Below are 17,508 nucleotides of genomic sequence, written 5' to 3' on the forward strand. Positions count from 1 at the left end.
TTCCCCATCATGATCGCATAGCACCGCTGGAATTGTTCCATGACCCAGGTCAAACCCGATAACCATCCGCGCTCGCCCGCCCGGTCTGTCTTGTTCACGGATGCGGAGTTACGCCTGATCGCGGGGCGTGCGAGCCTGCCCGAGGAGCGCGCCGCTGCCTGCTGGATTGCCGATCCGGACGCGGGTCCGGACGGGGACGCGGATTCTCGCCTCGGGCGCTGGCGCCAAGCCGTCGCCAAGGGTAATGATGCCGTTTTTCGCCGGGTGCTGGATTGGCGCGGCATTGATTGGCAAGCGCGCGCGGCCAGGCTCGCACCCGTGCGGTTGGCCCCCGATGCTCCCTTGCCCGAGTGGATTCATCGCTTCCTCGATCTGGTGGAAACCTCGGGTGCCGCTTGGGCAGGGACGCCGACGGCGACGGCAGAGACACTCGCCGCGCATGCCATGCGCAAGCTGGAAGCACCGGCGGCGGCGGGTTTCAGCGCCGAAGCGCTGGCCGGGCTGCAAGGCCGCTGCGCTGAGCTGGTCGCGGGGTTGCTTGGTCCGGCGGCCCAGAGCATTCAGCCAAGGCCAGGCGCGGAGGGTGTCGCGGCCTTCTTCCGCCGCTGTCCGGTGCTCGCGCGGCTGTTGGTGAAAGCTTTAGATGATTGGACGAATGCCACGACCGAGATGATGGAACGGCTGGCCGCCGACCGCCGCGACATCCTGCGCGAGCTGCTCGGCGGGCTTGACCCCGGCGCTGTCACCGACATCAGCGACGAAAACGCCGATCCCCATGAAGGCGGCCGCCGCGTCCTGCTGCTCAGGTTTGAACATGGTCAGCGGATTGTCTACAAACCGCGTTCCTTGGCGGTGGATCTTGCTTTCGCGCGCCTTGTCGCCTGGCTTGCGCGGCGCGAGCCGGATTTTAACATCAAGACCCCCGGGGTGATCGACCGCGATGAATACGGCTGGTGCGCCTTCATCGAGCATCGTTGCGCGACCGACGACGCCGAAGAACAGGCTTTTTACCGCCACGCCGGGCAACTCATCGCGCTCGCCCATGCCCTGGATGCCTCGGATTTGCACTATGAGAACCTGATCGCGGATGGCCCCTGGCCGGTGCCCATTGATCTTGAAACCGCGCTGGTGCCGAGGCTGGATGGCCCCGCGATTACAGGTCCAGCGCCGAGCGCGGTGGCGCGCGCCCAGTATCTCATGGCCTTCGGCGTGCTCCACACCTGTCTGCTGCCGGTGTGGAATCGCTCGGCCAAGACCCTGGTGGATTTTGGCGGACTTGGCGATCAGACCACGCCTAGCGAGGTGCCCAAACACCGCCCAAGCAATGGTCCGATTGAACCCATACTCGCGCGCCATGCGCCGTTGATCAGCGCCGGTTTCGTCGCAAGTTATCGCCTGATCCTCGCCCATCGCGACGCCCTCCTGGCCGAGGCGGGCCCCCTGGCTGGGCTGCGTGGCGCGCCGCTGCGCTTCATCTTTCGCGATACCGCGATCTATACCCGGTTGCTGCACCGGTCGCTGGCCGCCGATCTGACCGGTGACGCTGCTGAGCGCGCGCTTGCGCTGGAGCAACTCGCGCGCGTGCTGTGCCTCTATCAGGAGCGCCCGCCCCATGCCAGTCTGGTGGATGCCGAGATCCGGGCGCTGACCGCGCTCGACATCCCGCGCTTTCAAATTCCCGCCGATGGGCGGCGGCTGTTCGATCAGCGCGCGCCCCTGGGGGAAGTGCCCATCGCGGCAACCGCTCACGAAGGCGCCCAGGCGCGGTTGCGATCTTTATCGCCGACAGACCTCGAACGCCAGGAGCGCGTGCTGCGCGGGGCCTTGCGGGCGCGGTTGGCCGCCACCCGTGATCTGTTGCCGCCGCGACCGCTCGCCGAGGCGCCGCCACCCAGCGCGCGCGAGCGGATTGCCGCCGCGACCCGACTGGCCGAACAGCTCGTCAGTCAGGCCATCTTTGACGATGGGGATGAGCTGGCCTGGATCAGCCTGCGTCATCTCCCCCAAGAAGACGCCTTTCAGCTTGCCGGTGGCGATGTCTCTTTGGGGTATGGCAACGCGGGGCAGGGCCTGCTGTTCGCGACCCTGCATGGCGTCGCGCCAGGTGACGGCTGGGACGCGCGTTGCCGAGCGGCCTTGCGACCCCTGCTCGCCGGATTGGACGCGACCGCGCCGGCCGAGCACTATCGACGGGTGCGCCCGGATCTGGGGTTATACACGGGTGTGTCTGGTATCACGCTGGCGTTGCTGCTGGCCGCTGTGCGCATCGGTTGGGAGGAGGCAAGCGAGGCGGCCGCGCGCCTCGCTGATCGCCATCTGGTCGAGGAGTCGCTCCGGGACGCCGAGGAGTTGTCGGTGCACGGCGGGCTCGCGGGCGCCGTCGTCGCGCTCCTGGCGATGGATGAGATGTCGCCCGGTCGCGGGTGGCTGGAGCGGGCGGTCGTGGCGGGCAGTCGGCTTGCGACCGGTGCAACGCCGGCGGCGCTGGGCGGCCTGGCGAACGGTCGCTGTGCGCTTGGGCCCATTCACGGGCCGACGGGGGTAGCCCTGGCCGCCCTCGGCCTGCTCGCGCGCAATGGCGACGGCGCTTGGGGGGATCTCGCGCGTCGTGCCATGGCCTCAGCCCCCGCGTCCCCCAAATCCACTGACGCGCCCGACTGGCGGCTGGCCGGCGGCGGTGGGGACCTGGCTGTCCGCGCCTTTGCGCAAGTCCTGGGTGTGTTGCCGCCCGGTTCAAGCGCCTTGCCAGCGGCGGCGCGATCGGATCTCGCAACCCTGTCCGACTCGGCATTGCACGGGCGGGCGGGCGCGGTTGAGGTGCTCGACCTGGTTTCGGATGACCTTGACCGACCGGATCCGCGGCAACTGGCGGAGGAGGTGCGCGCGGACCTGGTGCAAGGCGTGCGGGATGGGTGCTTGCGCTATTTCCGTCACGACATCCCAGGCGATTGTCCCGCGACCCTGTGCCACGGCAGCACGGGCATCGCGCTTGCGCTTTTGCGCGGACTGGCCGATGGCCCGCAAAGTCTGCTGTTTCCCAGAATGCCCAGCGCCGTTGGCGTCCGGTCCGGTGCCTGAGACAGGTATCGCACATTCGATCGTTCCCCGGCGGTTCTTGCCGAAATCGCATAGCGGACCCGCCGCTTGGCGACTATGATCGCACGAGCAAACTTGGCGACTGACAGCGACAGCAGCGGATTGTTGCAGCTCGTGCTTTTCATGAAAACATTGTGCAACCAGAGGTTAGTGATGACAACCGAAGCAACCGAAGGCCAGGCAGCGCCCATGAGCCGGGCCGAACTGGAGGCAAAGATCGTCGCCCGCGCCTGGGAGGACGAGGAGTTCCACCAAAAATTCCTGGCCGATCCCAAGGCCATGTTCGAGGACTACATGGGCGCCAAGTTGCCCGCGAGCCTGGTGATGACGGCGCATCAGGAAGATGCCGATCACCTGCACTTTGTCATTCCCGCAAAACCCGCCGTCGATCTCGACGAATTGTCGGACGAGGATTTGGAGAAGATCGCGGGAGGAGTTGATCCAGTGACGAGTGTTGTGGTGGGCGTTACCCTTACGTTGCAAGCATTCACCACCGCAAGCTTATCCTTGGTCCTAGCTGTAGAGGAAGAGGCAAATAATCAGTGGAAATAATAGCTTATTGACTGTGCCCAACAATAGGAGTTGAAAAATGACGGACGAGGCCAACCAAGCAACCGAAGGCCAGGCAGCGCCCATGAGCAGGGCCGAATTGGAGGCGAAGATCGTTGCCCGCGCCTGGGAGGACGAGGAGTTCCACCAAAAATTCCTGGCCGATCCCAAGGCGATGTTCGAGGACTACTTGGGCTCAAAGTTGCCCGCGAGCCTGGTGATGACGGCGCATCAGGAAGATGCCGATCACCTGCACTTTGTCATTCCCGCCAAACCCGCCGTCGATCTCGACGAATTGTCGGACGAGGATTTGGAGAAAATCGCCGGAGGGGTTGAGCTAGTGACGAGTCTTGTCACCGTTGGCACAGCCGCGGTGAGCGTCACTGTTGTGGCGTCCGCAGTCGTCACCTATGCCGCCAGTGTAGCGGCAAAAGATGCGTGGAAATAAGAGCTTATTGACTGTCACCAACACTTGGGGTTGAAAAATAATGACCGAAGCAAAGGAAGCAACCGAAGGCCAGGCAGCGCCCATGAGCCGGGCCGAACTGGAGGCGAAGATCGTCGCCCGCGCCTGGGAGGACGAGGAGTTCCATCAGAAATTCCTGGCCGATCCCAAGGCCATGTTCGAGGACTACTTGGGCTCCAAGTTGCCCGCGAGCCTGGTGATGACGACGCATCAGGAAGATGCCGATCACCTGCACTTTGTCATTCCCGCCAAACCCGCCGTCGATCTCGACGAATTGTCGGACGAGGATTTAGAGAGAATCGCGGGGGGAATTGAGCCCGTCACCACGGTTGTCGTCACAGTCAGCGCCTCTGTCGTGAGCGCATTGAGTGTTTCCGTCACGGTGGCCGGCTCGGCCGCCGCCACGGCCGCCGGCGCTTATGTGTGGGGCAAGAAAACCTGATGCACTGCAACAGAGGACTGCAACAGAGGCAAGTGTGATGAGTGATACAGCACAAATTGAGAATCCGCGGCGGAAATTACAGGCGTTAATTACCAAGCGAGCTTGGGAGGATGAGGATTTCCGCCGTCAATTCGTCGCCACACCAGAAGCCTGCTTCGCCGAGATCGGCGTTGAATTGCCCCCTGGCTTCAAGGTGCGGGTCCACGAGGAAGACCAGGATCACCTGCATTTTGTCATCCCGCCCCGGCCCAAGCGGGACCTCGACGCCTTGACCGACGAGGAGTTGGAGCGCATCGCTGGCGGGGCCGGAGGGACCAACGAATGGGATGTGTTGAATAAAATCGTGGATAAGGTCTTTAAGATTGTCGATGATGGCATCGGCGGCTGGGGCAAGGGCTAGCCGCGCTGACAAAGAGCTGACGACAGAGACTGCGCGGTTTCCCAGAATGTCCAGCGCCATCGGCGTCCAACCTGGCGCATGAGACAGATCTCGCACATTCGACGATTCTCTTGCGGTTCTTGCCGAAATTGCATAGTGGACCCGCGGCCTGGTGCCTATGATCGTTTGTGCAAACTTGGCGACCGACAGCGACAGCAGCGGGTTGTTGCAAGTCGTGCTTTTCATGAAAACACAGTGCAACCGGAGGTAAGTGATGACAACCGAAGCAACCGAAGCCCAGGCAGCGCCCATGAGCCGGGCCGAACTGGAGGCGAAGATCGTCGCCCGAGCCTGGGAGGACGAGGAGTTCCATCAGAAATTCCTGGCTGATCCCAAGGCGATGTTCGAGGACTACATGGGGACCAAGCTGCCCGAAAGCCTGGTGATGACAGCGCATCAGGAAGATGCCGATCACCTGCACTTTGTCATTCCCGCCAAACCCGCCGTCGATCTTGATGAATTGTCGGACGAGGATTTAGAGAGAATCGCGGGGGGGATTGAGCCCGTCACCACGCTTGTCGTCACAGTCAGCGCTTCTGCCGTGATGGGAATAAGCGCTGCCGCCACGGCTGCCGCCACGTACGCCGCCTCGGCCGTCGCGTCTGAAGCGTGGGGCAAGGAAGGCTGACGCACCACAACAGAGGCTAGTACCCTATTACAGTCGAAGCTGCGAATCTCGAATCGTTGTCGTAATCGCAATCGAAAGAGCCTCGGATCGAGCCTGTTGCCCTTCGACAACGACAACGACAAAGAAAGAGCAGTCGCATGGTTGGCTGAAACGGGGTAAAGGCTCACCAGGGCGTCGACCAAGCGCCCTGGTGGCTGATCGCTGCTCCGTCTGGTCGCTGTGATCCTAACCCGGTGGTAGGGGACGGTCGGACTGGCGCAGGCGGCGGGTCAGGCCGTCAGCGCACGTGTCAGAGTCACCGATGGCTTCTCGTGAAACAGCGTGCGGTAATCGCGGGAAAAATGCCCCATCTCCAAAAAACCCCAGCGCGTCGCCACGGCCGTGACCGAGGTGGTCGCCGGCCCAGGAGCCAGAAGCTCGGCGCGCACCCCGTTCAGGCGCAGGCGACGCAGGTAGGCGCCGGGTGGACAGCCCATCCACTCGCGAAAAACATAACGCAAAGTGCGCTCTGAAACGCGCAGATGCGCACATAAATCAACCATGCCCGGGGTGATGCCCCGGTGCAAGCAATCCTCCAAAAACTCCCGTGCCGCGCGCGCCATGCGCCAGGTGCGTCGACGCCCATGCAGCTGGGGCGCATCCCCGGATAAGGGACCGTCCGAGGCAGTGATGGCCAGCAGAATTTGCTCCATCAGGGTGGCGCGCAGCCCGTCAGGATCGGCCCCGCCGCGGCCAGTACCCGGCGCCTGACCCAAGGCGAGGACTTGGTGCATGGCCCTTGACAGGCGCGCCTTGGCGTTAAACCCCAGGTATTGCAGGGAGCGCGACCGCGCAAGCTGTTCGGCCAGCGCGACATCCAGGATTTGCAGCGCGCGGATGAGTTGCTGCTGATCGATGCGCGCATAGGTATTGGCCTGACCGCCTGGCATCAGAATGTCGAATTCATGCTGCTCGGGCTGAAAGAACACCCCATCCGCGCCATAAAATTGACAGAAACGCGCGTCCCGATGCCCGCGATCAATGAATGACAGCGTGCATTGCCCCGGCGGGAGGACGCCGGACTTGTTCAGGCTCTGGTCGTGACACTCATGAAACACCGTCATATCGGGTAAATCAACCACCTCCATGCGGCCGTTGAGTTCTCCGGCACTGAGCTGGCGGTAGTTGATGGGTACCCAGAACTGAGCCTCGGCGGCTTGGGATGCATCCAGAAACACCAGATCTCGCGTCTCCAGACTCTGCGGGCTGGGATCACAACCCTTCTCGGGGCCGAATCGAAGGCACTGATTCGCCATCCTTTTGTCAGTCTCCTCATGTCGCGAACGCCGACTTCCGTCGCTTTCGCACGACATTGTAACCCGTCACATGGATTAACCCATCAAGCAAGAAGTTTGTGGCGACAATGCGGAGAGAACGAGGCCACTTAATACTTTGCCGCGGTTGTCCAGCAACGAAAACTTTACGCCGCCAGTTAGTTGATGGCGTTAGCCCGGGTAACTCCGCGATGCGCGCCCGCTCGGCGAACGGCTGGAGCCAGAGGTCTTCTTCAAAAGGTTGATGGCGGAGGGTCGGTTAAAGAGTGTCCGACAGTTAAGTAGCGCAGTGTAATAAGCGTGCTACCGTGGCCGATTGCGCGCACAATCGCCACGCTCGCTTGGCTTGCATCGGCCATACTCACCCCGAACCACCCATGCCACACCGTCCCGTGACGAGTCCATCACAATGACCGAGAGCGAACTGAAAGACACCATCAAACGGGAACTGCCCGGCTATCTGCGCGAGGATCCGACTTTTCGTGCCTTTGTGCTGGAATTGACGCGCGAGGCCTATGCGGATCGCGCCCAGACCACCGACTGGTTCCAGCAGGCCATGGCCGAATTACGCGAGGGCCGTGCACGAGGCGATGAGCGCTGGGAAGCCTATCTCCGCGACCGCGAGGAGCAGAGCCGCAAGTGGGACGAGCAAAACCGCAAGTGGGACGAGAACCAGTCTGAAATTCGCTAGCTCAATGAAGCATTGACGGCCATGGCGAAAAAGCATGACCGCAGTATTGGCGCCTTGGGTGCACGCTGGGGTTTACAATCGGAGAAAGCCTTTCGCGATGCCCTGGCCGGAATTCTCGAAGAGAATTTCGGCGTTGAGGTGATCAACTACAACGGCTATGACGATTCCGGCGAGGTCTTCGGCAAGCCTGAACAGATCGAACTGGATGTCATCATCAAGAACGGGCTGCTCGAATTAATTTTCGAGTCACCCACCGGGAGGGTCATCTGCCACGCACAGCACCCCACGACCTGATGGGACGGGAAAACCCGGAAAAGAGTGCCGGTTGTAACCACGCTTGCCGCCGCTAATCGGTCGTCCGCGCGGTGCGGCGCGAAGTCCGCCGGAATCTTCTTGCATCAAGCCCGAATCACTTGCACACAGCGCCCGCCCGGGCTGCGCACCTGCTCGACGCTGGTGCGCTCGGCGATGGGCGGCTGTCCGGCGCGGCGGTCGAACAGCACCAGCCAACCGTTGTCCAGTCCCAGGCCGGCCAGATAGCCGTCAAGCTGGATTAAGCCCTGCGTGAGTGGATCGGGACGACCGTCGCGCCAGACTTTCAGCTCCAGGCCGAGGGTCGTCTCGCCATGGCGCAGGCACAAATCCATTCGCCCGGCGCCGATGGCATACTCGCGCTCAAGGCTGCCGCCGCCATTCACGACCCGATGCAAAAAGGCCATGAGCACCAGGTGCGGGGCGATTTCAGCATAGGGTGCGCTGCGCAGCAGTGGCTCCCCGTGCTGGCGCCAAAAGTCGAGAAAGGCCTTCAGCAACCGCTCGGGGTCGAGCCGGCCTTGGGCATCGAGCCAGATGGGAGCACTCCGCGGCAGCGAATCTTGCGGCCCCGATGCCAGCATGCGCGGCAGCACTTCGCGATAGATGGGATTGGCCACCTCCAGCCCGCCACCCTGGGCACGGCGCAGCAGACCAAGGTCGACCAGGTAGTCGCGATCATCCAGCGGCACGCTGTCCAGCGTCTCACCGGCCAGCATCGGCTCGATGACGCGCCGCACCCGCTCCTCGCACAGCTTGTCGGCAAGCTGATCAAGATGGGTGACACGCTCGACAATCATGGATTCCTTGGCCGCATCGATCATCGCGACACTGATGGCTCGGCGGCGATCCCGCCCCTCGGGTTGTTCAAAACAGGTGTGATCGGCGAGCGCATTGACCAGCCAGGGCTGGCCTTGGGTCAGCTCCCACACGCGCGCGAGCGCCTCGGGGGTGAAGGCCTGACCGGTCTCCTGGGTGTGCTCTTGCAGCAGCCGATGGGTTTCCCACGCCGAGAAGTCGCCCAGCCGCAGCGATTTGGCCTTGATGTTGAAAGCACTGCCGCCAGTGATGGGCGCCGGCTCGGAGCGCGCGTGGATGCGGTAGTCGCGCAGATCGCGCACACCGCACAGCATCACGCTTTGGGGAAAGGGCAGCCCCGGGCGCTGGGTGTAGCCGGTGCGCAGTTGCCGCAGCAGGGACACCAGGGTATCGCCGATCAGGGCATCGACCTCGTCGAGCAGCAGCACGATGGGGCGCTCGGCCACCGCGCTCCAGCGGGTGAGCATGCCGCTCAGCGCACCGTCGGCGCCCTGTTCAGCCAGGGCCTCGTTAATCCAGGTAAACAGGCGCTCCTCGCCGAGAATGCCCCGTGCCGAGGCTCCGATGGCGCCACAAATGGCACGCATGGCGCGGGGCACATCCTCACGCGCGGTCTGCGCCGTTTCGATGTTGACATAGAGCGCCTGATACGGCCCGACACGATTGAGATGCTCCATCAGCGCGATCATGCAACTGGTCTTGCCGGTCTGGCGCGGGGCGTGGAGCAGGAAATACTTCTGGCGCCCGATCAGCCCGAGAATCTCGTCCAGATCCCAGCGCGTGAGTGGCGGCAGGCAGTAATGCTGGGTGCAGTGGACTGGCCCTTCGGTATTGTAATAGCGCATCTTGACAGTGCTCCGGCGAAACAAGAGTCAGTGGCCAAGCATGGCAGCCCTTGGCGCTCACTTTCGTCCAGCATCGGTAAACACCGCAGGGTCTGACGCGAAGGCAATCATGGGTACCCGATAGCCCATGGTATCGATCATCCCAGAATGAGATTAGACATCTTTTTTCCCATCCCTGTCGCCTTGAATGAGCCTGTCCGGGCCGTGGACAAGGGTCCCGGTTTAGCTGGTTTGCAAAGTGGTCAGGTATTTGATCAAGCGCAGATGGTTATGGCCTTGTTCAAAGCGGTAATGGACTTCGTCCATGGTTTGACGCACAAAATGGATTCCCAGTCCGCCGATTTGGCGTGAGTCAATCGCGGCTTGGGTGTCAGGTTCCGGCATCTCCAGCGGATTGAAGGGGATGCCATCGTCGCTGAGTTCCGCCTCGATTCGATCCTCTAGCCGTTGCAGCAGCAGGTTGAAGCTGTGCGCCTGGCCGTCGGGATAGGCATGGTGGATGATGTTGGTGACCAACTCGTCGAGGGCCAGGTTCAGCTGGTAAAGTGTTTTTTCATCAATGCCTTGCTCGTTACCAAAGCGCTCCAGCCAGGATGCCAGCCGGGTCAGCTCGGACAGGTCATTGGTGAGGGTGAGTGTGCTTGCTTGGCTCATCCTTGTCCCCTCGCGGCGAAACAGCATCATGGTGATGTCATCGAATTGCTCGGCTTCGCCGGTGTGCTCGCGAATGTCCGCCAGCAGGGCGGTGAGCGTCTCGCGGCAATTCAACGACCGGCTGGCATGCAGGCGCTCAAGCATGCGTTGGTTGCCAAAGGCTTGGTTGTTAATGTCGATGGCCTCGTTGACGCCATCGGTGTAGAGCAGCAGGCTCTCGCCGGGGGCCAGCTGGATGTGGCCGGTGGTGTAGTCGAGATCGGCGACGGGGCCAGCGGCGATGCCGGCCGGGGAGTCGAGCCAGTCGATGCGGCCATCCGCGCGTAGCCACAGTGGCGGATTATGTCCGGCATTGGCGTAGCGCATGCTGCCGTCAGACAAGGAGACCAGGGCGCAGAACAGCGTGACGAACATGCAGGAGTCATTGTGCTCGGCCAGGGCGTCGTTCAGGCGCGCGAGCATCTGCCCTGGGTCCGGGTTGGCCTTGACCTCGGCGCGCAACAGACTGCGGGTGACGGCCATGAACAGGGCCGCCGGCACGCCCTTGCCGGAGACATCGGCAATGGCGAGAAAGACCTGATCTTCGTCAAGCAGCAGAAAATCATAGAAATCACCGCCCACCTCGCGCGCCGGCTCGATGATGGCGAAGAGATCCATGTCCTCGCGCTCGGGAAAGGCGGGGAAGGTTTTGGGCACCAGGTCCATCTGAATGTCGCGAGCGATGCGCAGTTCGCCTTGGATGCGCTCGCGCGCCGCGGTCGTGGCTTCCAGGTCGGCCAGGTAGCCTTTGAGATGATCACGCATGGTGCGGAAGATGGCCGTGAGGCGCGCGATTTCGTCGCGGCCCCTCGGCAGTGGGAGTGGATCATCAAGGCGACCAGCGGCGATACTGGGCGCGGCCTCGCTGAGTGCGGTGATGGGGCGGGTAATGGAGCGGGCAATCCAGCCGACCGCCAGCACCAGCACCAACAATCCGCCGCCGCCGGCGAGCGCCTGAAATTGGGTGAGCTGGGCAATCTCGCGATTGAGCTGGGTTTGGGAAATCATCACGCCGGATATCCAGCCGGTGGTCGACAGCCGATCCCAGGCCAGCCAGCTTTTCTCCTCCGTGGCCCAGCCGATCCAGGGTCGCATGCCAGGCTTGCCGAAGAGCATCGTCTGGCCGGCCTGGCGCAGCTCGGGATCCTCGCGGGCCTCGGCGACGCTGAAAACCGACTCGTCCATGGTGAAATCGGCGACAGGGTGACTGATGTGCACGCCATTGCGACTGAGCAAAAAGCCGTAGCCATTGTCATCCAACGGGAGATTGGCCAGAAGCCGGTCGAGCCAGGCCAGCTCGATATCGCAGGTCACCACGCCGACGAAAACCGGCCCCTCTGGGGAGGGCAGGCGCAGAGGCGCTGAGTAGGTCACCATGCGCACACCGGTGGTGGCGATATAGGGTTCTGTCCACACCGGGCGGTCAAGAAAACGTGGCAGGGCGAACCAGTCCTGTGCGATGTAATCCTGGTTCTCCGCGCCCAGGTCCTTGTAGGCCAGGTTGCCGTTCACGCGATAGCTGAAAGGCGCCCAGGCGGCCCACTTTGATGGTTTGTGCTCCGGTAACCAGGACAACGATATGCCGTATAGCGCTGGCTGGTTGCGCAATGCCTGTTCCTGCAGCGCACGCACTTGCTTTAGCGTCAGATCGAGCCCGGCGGCATTCAGGCTGATCGCCATGCCGTCGACCAGGCTTTGCAGGCGGCCCAGGGTGGTGTCGATGCGATCAGCGGCGCCATTGGCCAGAAAGCGCGCGCGGACTTGCGCGTCTTCGGTCAGGCGGTCGCGGAAGCTCAGGTAATTCCACAGTAACAGGCCGCACAGAATCAGGCCCGCGACGCCCACGGTCGACAACAGCAGGCGGTTGCGCAACCGCGCCAGTGGCGGCACGGGGCCTATGTCGAGATTGGCCTGGTTCATGTTCCAGGCGCGGACCTAGGGGTTTTCATCGAGCTTGGCATCGGTGTTGTCGTTCGGTACCCCGCTCGGCCGCGCTCGGGCATGGGTGCTGTTGGGGCCCTGTTGATCCTTCTCGCCACATCCAGGACAAAAGACCGCGAGGGGCAGTGCTTTGTCGATTCGCTCAGCCGCGACCAATGCCTTGGCAGTGGCGGCATGGGCAGCGGCCGAAAGGCGTGCCGAGGTGCGCGGTTCCTCGATGTCATCAAGGAAGATGGATGCGAGCAGATGCTTGAGCATCCAGTGTTCATGCGGGCGGTTGGTTGGGACTTGGGCGCGTTCGGCTTCGGCCATCACCAGGTCGATGGCCTGCGGCGGATGGGCGCGCGCGTATTCCCAGCCCTTAAGGGTCGCTTGCCACAGGCGCCGCGCCAGGGCGCCGTGCTGTTCAAGCCAGTCGGCGCGGGCGTAAAGCCCATCCTCGGGGAAATCGAATCCAAAATCGCGCAGCAGAAAGGCCGTCAGGCGGTCCGCATCGACGCCCGCCTGCCAAATGCGATGGTATTCGTTGTATTCCATGGCGGCGCAGGCGGAGACACCGCCGTGCAGAAACAAGTTCACCGTGCCGTATTGTGGGATGAGCTCTGGTGCGATCCGGCGGGCCGAAAGCAATGCGTGAACGGACGCCGTGAAAGGTCCAGGCCATAGGCTGACGCGCTGGCCATTCAGATCCTCAAGATGCTCAATGCCGCGATCCTTCCATGCCAATAGCATCAGGTTGGAGCGTTGAACCAATTGGCCGATCAGCACCGGGCGCCTGGCCCCTGTCCTGTTATCGCTCCCGTCATCGTCACTTGCGTCGCCACTTGCATCGCTAGTGGCTTCGCCAGCGCTGTTGCTAGCGGCATCGGCGTTGGCGGCAGCCACCATGGCATCGGCGAGAAAGGCGGTGGCAAGCTCGGCATCGCCCTTTTGCAGCCAATCAAGCGATGAGCGGTTGGCATTGGCATGCACGAAGCGCACATCCGCCCCGGCCGCCGCGTAAAGGCCCTGCTCTCGGGCCAGATAAAAACCAGCGAACTGGCTCTGCGGACTCCATTGCAAGGCGATGCGCACTGGCGTCAGTGGATTGGCCCCGTCCTCCGCTCTTGGTATCGACTCTGGTATCGACTCTGGTATCGACTCTGGTATCGACTCTGTTATCGACTCTGTTATCGACTCTGGTATCGACTCTGGTATCGACTCTGGTATCGACTCTGGTATCGGCAAGGGCACGGGCGCCTCGGCGAGCCCCGTTGAGGAGGCGAGCAGTGCCGCGCATAGGACAAAAGATCGCGGATCCAGCATCACGGGTTTGACGGCTCGGCTCAGGCAGGCGAGGCGAGTTTTTCGAGTGCCTGTTCGCGCGAGTCAAAGATGTCGATGATCGAACTGAAGCCACTCATCTTGAAGACTTCCCGTACCTCGTTTTGAAGGTTGCAGATGCCGAATGGCCGTTTGGCTTTTTTGCACTCTTTGGTGGCCAGCAACAGCACCCGCAGTCCGGCACTGGAGATGTAATCGAGCGCGGCACAATCCAGGAGAACCAGGGGCGCGGCGGCAAGCTCGCTGATCAGCTGCTCTTGCAACGTTGGAGCGGTGCTGCCATCGAGCCGCCCCTTGATGACAAAGACAAGTGCATCAGACTGTTTTTCAATTAAAATATCCATCGAATTCGTGTTCCGGTCGAGGTGATGACGGTTACTCGGCATCACGGGGATTCTTGCATGGGGCTCATCCTTCGGGGTGGCCGGTATTTTGGAACTGCCGGTATTTTGGCACCGCGTGCCCTGGCGCACCAGGGTTTTTCTTGCTGGAAGGCCGCTTCGCTGAAGCCTGTTTCCCCAACGGGCCAGGGAAACTGGTCCTGGATGATGGCCCGCCGGCGTTGGTCCGCGAGTTCGGATGGCTGGCGCGGCACGGGTGCGTCATTTTGTCAGAGTGGATGTCAGAGTTGGCGTCAAGGATGGCGCTGGCGCTAGGCTGCGGGTGACAGCGCCGAGCGGATGTTCAAGATGGCTCGCGGCGAAATTCCTTGCCCTGACATTCCGCACAGTCGGATATGCGCGTCGCACGCTGAAAATGCACCCGAGCGCCGCAGTGGTTGCAAACCAGTGTGCCGGGGCCGGTGATCTCGCCGCTGTGGTAGCGTCGCTGGGTTCGGGCCTGCTCGGCGCGTTCGGCCCAGGCTTGCAGTTGCAGGCTGGTTTGATCCGCCACGCTGGTAAAGACCTCGAGCAGCCGTTCCTCGATCAGTTCCAAATCGAAACGCCACCAGGTTTTCAGCTCCTCGCCGGTGTCGACCAAATAGTGGGCGGCATCCTCGATGTCGCGCTCGATGTACTCGGCGACGCGATTGGCCTCCTCGCGCGTGAGTTCGCCAAGTTCAACCATGTGGTCACGGGCTTTTTCCAGCCAGTCGCGCAGCTTGGGCGTCGCATCCTCGGCGGCATCAAGGCGCTCGCGGGTGCGCTCGAGCATGCGCTCATAGGCATCGACCAGGCGATCGACGCTTTCTGGCTTGGACTGATCGGAGTGGCTCGTGGAGTGATCAGAGGGATGATCGGACATAAGAGGTCTCCTCAAAGCGCGCGCTCGCGCGGTTGGTGAAGGTTTTGCGTTATCCTTTGCGGTCACTTCAATCTTAGGCGAGTTTTGCTCGCGATGTTCCAGCATCGGCCAATTTATGCACAGCGATTATGATCCCCAGGCCATCGAGGCCGAGGCCCAGGCGTTTTGGGATGCCAACCAGTCGTTTCGCGCGATTGAGGACCCGGCGCGCGAGAAGTTCTACTGCCTGTCCATGTTCCCTTACCCAAGCGGACGGCTGCACATGGGCCATGTGCGAAATTACACCATTGGCGATGTGATTTCGCGCTATCAGCGCATGCTGGGCAAGAATGTGCTCCAACCCATGGGGTGGGATGCCTTCGGTCTGCCGGCTGAAAACGCCGCCATCAAACATGGCATACCGCCATCGCAATGGACGCGCTCGAATCTTGAGTATATGAAAGCCCAGCTCAAGCAGCTCGGCTTTGGCTACGACTGGACGCGCGAGTTGGCGACCTGCGATCCTGATTACTACCGCTGGGAGCAGTGGCTGTTCACCCGACTGGTCGAGAAGGGCCTGGCCTATCGCGCCACCGCCATGGTCAACTGGGATCCCGTTGATCAAACCGTGCTGGCCAACGAGCAGGTCATCGACGGGCGCGGCTGGCGCTCGGGCGCTCCGGTGGAGAAGCGCGAGATCGAGCAATGGTCGGTGCGCATCACCGATTATGCCCAGGAACTGCTCGATGCCCTGGATGGCCTGGACGGCTGGCCGGAGCAGGTGCGCACCATGCAGCGCAACTGGATCGGGCGCTCCGAGGGCGTTGCCATGACCTTTGGCATCGAGGGCTCCGAAGAGACTTTGGGTATTTACACCACTCGCGCCGATACCCTGATGGGCGTGACCTATGTCGCCGTGGCCGCCGAGCATCCGCTGGCGCGGCGCATGGCCGCTCAAGATGCTGGGCTGGCGGCCTTTATCGAGGACTGTCGCCAGGGCGGTATTTCCGAGGCCGAGATCGAGACCATGGAGAAGAAGGGGCATCCGCTGGGGTTGAATGCCCTGCATCCGGTCAGCGGAGAAGCCGTGCCCATCTACGCCGCCAACTTCGTCCTCATGGGCTATGGCACCGGCGCGGTCATGGCGGTGCCGGGGCATGATCAGCGCGACTGGGAATTCGCCGAGCGCCATGGCATCCCCAAGAAACAGGTCATTATCCCGGCCGATGGCGCGCCCTCCAATGGAGAGAACGCGGGCATTGAACAGGGCGCTTATGTCGAGAAAGGCATCCTGACCGACTCCGGCCCCTTCGATGGCCTGGCCTCGGACGATGCCATCGAGGCCATCGCCGACTGGCTCGCCGAGCGCGGACGCGGCGAGAAGCGGGTGAATTATCGTCTGCGCGACTGGGGCGTGTCACGCCAGCGCTACTGGGGCTGTCCGCTACCCATCGTGCGCGCGGCCGACGGCGGCATTCGCGTCGAGACCGAGCTGCCGGTGCGCCTGCCCGAGGACGTGGTGGTGGATGGCTCGGGCTCGCCGCTGAAAAAAATGCCCGAGTTTTATCAGCTGCCCAATGGCGAGAGCCGCGAGACCGACACCTTCGACACCTTTGTCGAGTCGAGCTGGTACTACGCCCGCTACTGCTCGGCCGATTGCGACAGCGCCATGCTGGATCAGCGGGCCAATTACTGGCTGCCGGTCGATCAGTACGTCGGCGGCATTGAGCACGCGGTGCTGCATCTGCTCTACGCGCGCTTTTTTCATAAGCTGATGCGCGACGAGGGCCTGGTTGACTGCGACGAGCCCTTCGCGCGCTTGCTCACCCAGGGCATGGTGGTGGCCGAGACCTGGTATCGGGAAGATGCCGAGGGGCGCAAGCAGTGGTTCAATCCCACCGAGATCAAGGTCAGTCGCGATGATAAGGGCCAGGTGGTGGGTGCGGTGCTGGAGGCTGATGGCGAGCCCGTGTTCTTCGGTGGCATCGAAAAGATGTCCAAATCCAAGAACAACGGCGTCGATCCCGAGCAGCTCATCGCCCGCTATGGCGCCGATACCGTGCGGCTTTACACCATGTTCACCGCACCGCCGGATCAGTCGCTGGAGTGGAACGACGAGGGCGTGGAGGGTGCCGCGCGTTTTCTCAAGCGACTCTGGCATCTCGCCGCGACCCAGGCCGAGATGGTCCGCGCGCAGTCGCCCGATGCAATCATCCTGGCCGATCTTGATAAGCCACTCGCCGACGCCCGGCGCGAATTGCACCTGGCGCTGAAAAAGGCGCTCTTCGACTACGAACGCCAGCAGTTCAATACCGTGGTCTCCGGCTGCATGACCATGGTCAATGTGCTGCACAAGCTGTCGCTGGACGGATCGCGGGCACGAGCGGTCTTCCGTGAGGGACTCACCCTGGTGCTGCGGCTGCTCGCGCCCATTGCTCCCCATGTCAGCCATTATTTGTGGCGGGAACTGGACTTTGGCGAGGATGTGCTTGGCGCCGGCTGGCCCGAGGTGGATGAGGCGGCGCTGGAGCAGGACAGCATCGAATACGTGGTGCAGGTCAACGGCAAGGTGCGCGGCAAGATTCAGGTGCCGGCGGCGGCCAGGCGCGAGGAGATCGAGGCCAGCGCACTGCGCAACGAGAACGTCAGCCGCCACCTGGAGGGTAAGACTCCGCGCAAGGTCATACTGGTGCCGGGCAAGCTGGTCAATCTGGTGGTGGGTTAAAG

Annotated in this window: 15 protein-coding genes; 9 read left to right on the forward strand and 6 right to left on the reverse strand. The window is 62.5% G+C overall.

The window, feature by feature from the left end:
- The first annotated feature begins 39 nt into the window (after window positions 1–39).
- The 6 genes from Thiowin_RS07125 to Thiowin_RS07150 all read left to right on the forward strand — a co-directional run bounded on the left by Thiowin_RS07125 (window position 40) and on the right by Thiowin_RS07150 (window position 5,620).
- Window positions 40–3,078, forward strand: a complete 3,039-nt coding sequence (locus Thiowin_RS07125) for a DUF4135 domain-containing protein (RefSeq protein ID WP_328987051.1) — start codon at window positions 40–42, stop codon at window positions 3,076–3,078.
- Window positions 3,079–3,171: 93 nt separating this feature from the next.
- Window positions 3,172–3,648 carry an NHLP leader peptide family RiPP precursor gene (locus Thiowin_RS07130; RefSeq protein WP_328987052.1) on the forward strand — a complete coding sequence of 159 codons (477 nt, stop codon included), beginning with the start codon at window positions 3,172–3,174 and terminating at the stop codon, window positions 3,646–3,648.
- A 37-nt stretch (window positions 3,649–3,685) separates the two neighbouring features.
- The gene (locus tag Thiowin_RS07135) at window positions 3,686–4,093 is read left to right on the forward strand and encodes an NHLP leader peptide family RiPP precursor (protein ID WP_328987053.1); all 408 of its coding nucleotides are present in this window, start codon (window positions 3,686–3,688) and stop codon (window positions 4,091–4,093) included.
- Window positions 4,094–4,133: 40 nt separating this feature from the next.
- Complete coding sequence (locus tag Thiowin_RS07140; protein ID WP_328987054.1) at window positions 4,134–4,553, forward strand: NHLP leader peptide family RiPP precursor; 420 nt, start codon at window positions 4,134–4,136, stop codon at window positions 4,551–4,553.
- A 37-nt stretch (window positions 4,554–4,590) separates the two neighbouring features.
- Window positions 4,591–4,953, forward strand: a complete 363-nt coding sequence (locus Thiowin_RS07145; protein ID WP_328987055.1) for an NHLP leader peptide family RiPP precursor — start codon at window positions 4,591–4,593, stop codon at window positions 4,951–4,953.
- A 253-nt stretch (window positions 4,954–5,206) separates the two neighbouring features.
- Entirely contained in the window at window positions 5,207–5,620 is a 414-nt protein-coding gene (locus Thiowin_RS07150) for an NHLP leader peptide family RiPP precursor (RefSeq protein ID WP_328987057.1), read from the forward strand.
- Between the two features lie 269 nt (window positions 5,621–5,889).
- Here Thiowin_RS07150 and Thiowin_RS07155 read toward each other — a convergent pair whose 3' ends face one another.
- Window positions 5,890–6,915: a helix-turn-helix domain-containing protein gene (locus tag Thiowin_RS07155; protein ID WP_328987059.1), complete on the reverse strand. Its 1,026-nt coding sequence runs from the start codon at window positions 6,913–6,915 to the stop codon at window positions 5,890–5,892.
- Between the two features lie 427 nt (window positions 6,916–7,342).
- Here Thiowin_RS07155 and Thiowin_RS07160 point away from each other — a divergent pair, with 427 nt between their 5' ends.
- Window positions 7,343–7,624, forward strand: coding sequence for a hypothetical protein (locus Thiowin_RS07160; RefSeq protein WP_328987060.1), 282 nt, complete (start codon window positions 7,343–7,345; stop codon window positions 7,622–7,624).
- Between the two features lie 21 nt (window positions 7,625–7,645).
- Entirely contained in the window at window positions 7,646–7,918 is a 273-nt protein-coding gene (locus Thiowin_RS07165; RefSeq protein WP_328987061.1) for a DUF3782 domain-containing protein, read from the forward strand.
- Between the two features lie 104 nt (window positions 7,919–8,022).
- On the opposite strand, the gene Thiowin_RS07170 is transcribed toward Thiowin_RS07165, so the two are convergent.
- From Thiowin_RS07170 to Thiowin_RS07190, 5 genes are all read right to left on the reverse strand, one after another.
- Window positions 8,023–9,600, reverse strand: a complete 1,578-nt coding sequence (locus Thiowin_RS07170; protein ID WP_328987062.1) for an ATP-binding protein — start codon at window positions 9,598–9,600, stop codon at window positions 8,023–8,025.
- Between the two features lie 222 nt (window positions 9,601–9,822).
- Entirely contained in the window at window positions 9,823–12,213 is a 2,391-nt protein-coding gene (locus tag Thiowin_RS07175; RefSeq protein WP_328987063.1) for a SpoIIE family protein phosphatase, read from the reverse strand.
- 15 nt (window positions 12,214–12,228) lie between these two features.
- Complete coding sequence (locus Thiowin_RS07180) at window positions 12,229–13,539, reverse strand: ABC transporter substrate-binding protein (protein ID WP_328987065.1); 1,311 nt, start codon at window positions 13,537–13,539, stop codon at window positions 12,229–12,231.
- Window positions 13,540–13,559: 20 nt separating this feature from the next.
- Window positions 13,560–14,030, reverse strand: a complete 471-nt coding sequence (locus tag Thiowin_RS07185) for an STAS domain-containing protein (protein WP_328987066.1) — start codon at window positions 14,028–14,030, stop codon at window positions 13,560–13,562.
- 211 nt (window positions 14,031–14,241) lie between these two features.
- Complete coding sequence (locus tag Thiowin_RS07190; protein ID WP_328987067.1) at window positions 14,242–14,802, reverse strand: zinc ribbon-containing protein; 561 nt, start codon at window positions 14,800–14,802, stop codon at window positions 14,242–14,244.
- A 115-nt stretch (window positions 14,803–14,917) separates the two neighbouring features.
- On the opposite strand from Thiowin_RS07190, the gene leuS reads away from it, so the two are divergent.
- Window positions 14,918–17,506, forward strand: a complete 2,589-nt coding sequence (gene leuS, locus Thiowin_RS07195; RefSeq protein WP_328987068.1) for a leucine--tRNA ligase — start codon at window positions 14,918–14,920, stop codon at window positions 17,504–17,506.
- Window positions 17,507–17,508: the final 2 nt, after the last annotated feature.

The organism is Thiorhodovibrio winogradskyi, from assembly GCF_036208045.1.
In the GTDB taxonomy this organism is placed as follows: domain Bacteria; phylum Pseudomonadota; class Gammaproteobacteria; order Chromatiales; family Chromatiaceae; genus Thiorhodovibrio; species Thiorhodovibrio winogradskyi.

What these genes read in the sequence shown, in the direction of transcription:
- Thiowin_RS07125 (WP_328987051.1), top strand. Translation starts at nt 40, where the DNA reads ATGACCCAGGTCAAACCCGATAACCATCCGCGCTCGCCCGCCCGGTCT.
- Thiowin_RS07135 (WP_328987053.1), top strand. Translation starts at nt 3,686, where the DNA reads ATGACGGACGAGGCCAACCAAGCAACCGAAGGCCAGGCAGCGCCCATG.
- Thiowin_RS07140 (WP_328987054.1), top strand. Translation starts at nt 4,134, where the DNA reads ATGACCGAAGCAAAGGAAGCAACCGAAGGCCAGGCAGCGCCCATGAGC.
- Thiowin_RS07145 (WP_328987055.1), top strand. Translation starts at nt 4,591, where the DNA reads ATGAGTGATACAGCACAAATTGAGAATCCGCGGCGGAAATTACAGGCG.
- Thiowin_RS07150 (WP_328987057.1), top strand. Translation starts at nt 5,207, where the DNA reads ATGACAACCGAAGCAACCGAAGCCCAGGCAGCGCCCATGAGCCGGGCC.
- Thiowin_RS07155 (WP_328987059.1), bottom strand. Translation starts at nt 6,915, where the DNA reads ATGGCGAATCAGTGCCTTCGATTCGGCCCCGAGAAGGGTTGTGATCCC.
- Thiowin_RS07160 (WP_328987060.1), top strand. Translation starts at nt 7,343, where the DNA reads ATGACCGAGAGCGAACTGAAAGACACCATCAAACGGGAACTGCCCGGC.
- Thiowin_RS07165 (WP_328987061.1), top strand. Translation starts at nt 7,646, where the DNA reads ATGGCGAAAAAGCATGACCGCAGTATTGGCGCCTTGGGTGCACGCTGG.
- Thiowin_RS07170 (WP_328987062.1), bottom strand. Translation starts at nt 9,600, where the DNA reads ATGCGCTATTACAATACCGAAGGGCCAGTCCACTGCACCCAGCATTAC.
- Thiowin_RS07175 (WP_328987063.1), bottom strand. Translation starts at nt 12,213, where the DNA reads ATGAACCAGGCCAATCTCGACATAGGCCCCGTGCCGCCACTGGCGCGG.
- Thiowin_RS07180 (WP_328987065.1), bottom strand. Translation starts at nt 13,539, where the DNA reads ATGCTGGATCCGCGATCTTTTGTCCTATGCGCGGCACTGCTCGCCTCC.
- Thiowin_RS07190 (WP_328987067.1), bottom strand. Translation starts at nt 14,802, where the DNA reads ATGTCCGATCATCCCTCTGATCACTCCACGAGCCACTCCGATCAGTCC.
- leuS (WP_328987068.1), top strand. Translation starts at nt 14,918, where the DNA reads ATGCACAGCGATTATGATCCCCAGGCCATCGAGGCCGAGGCCCAGGCG.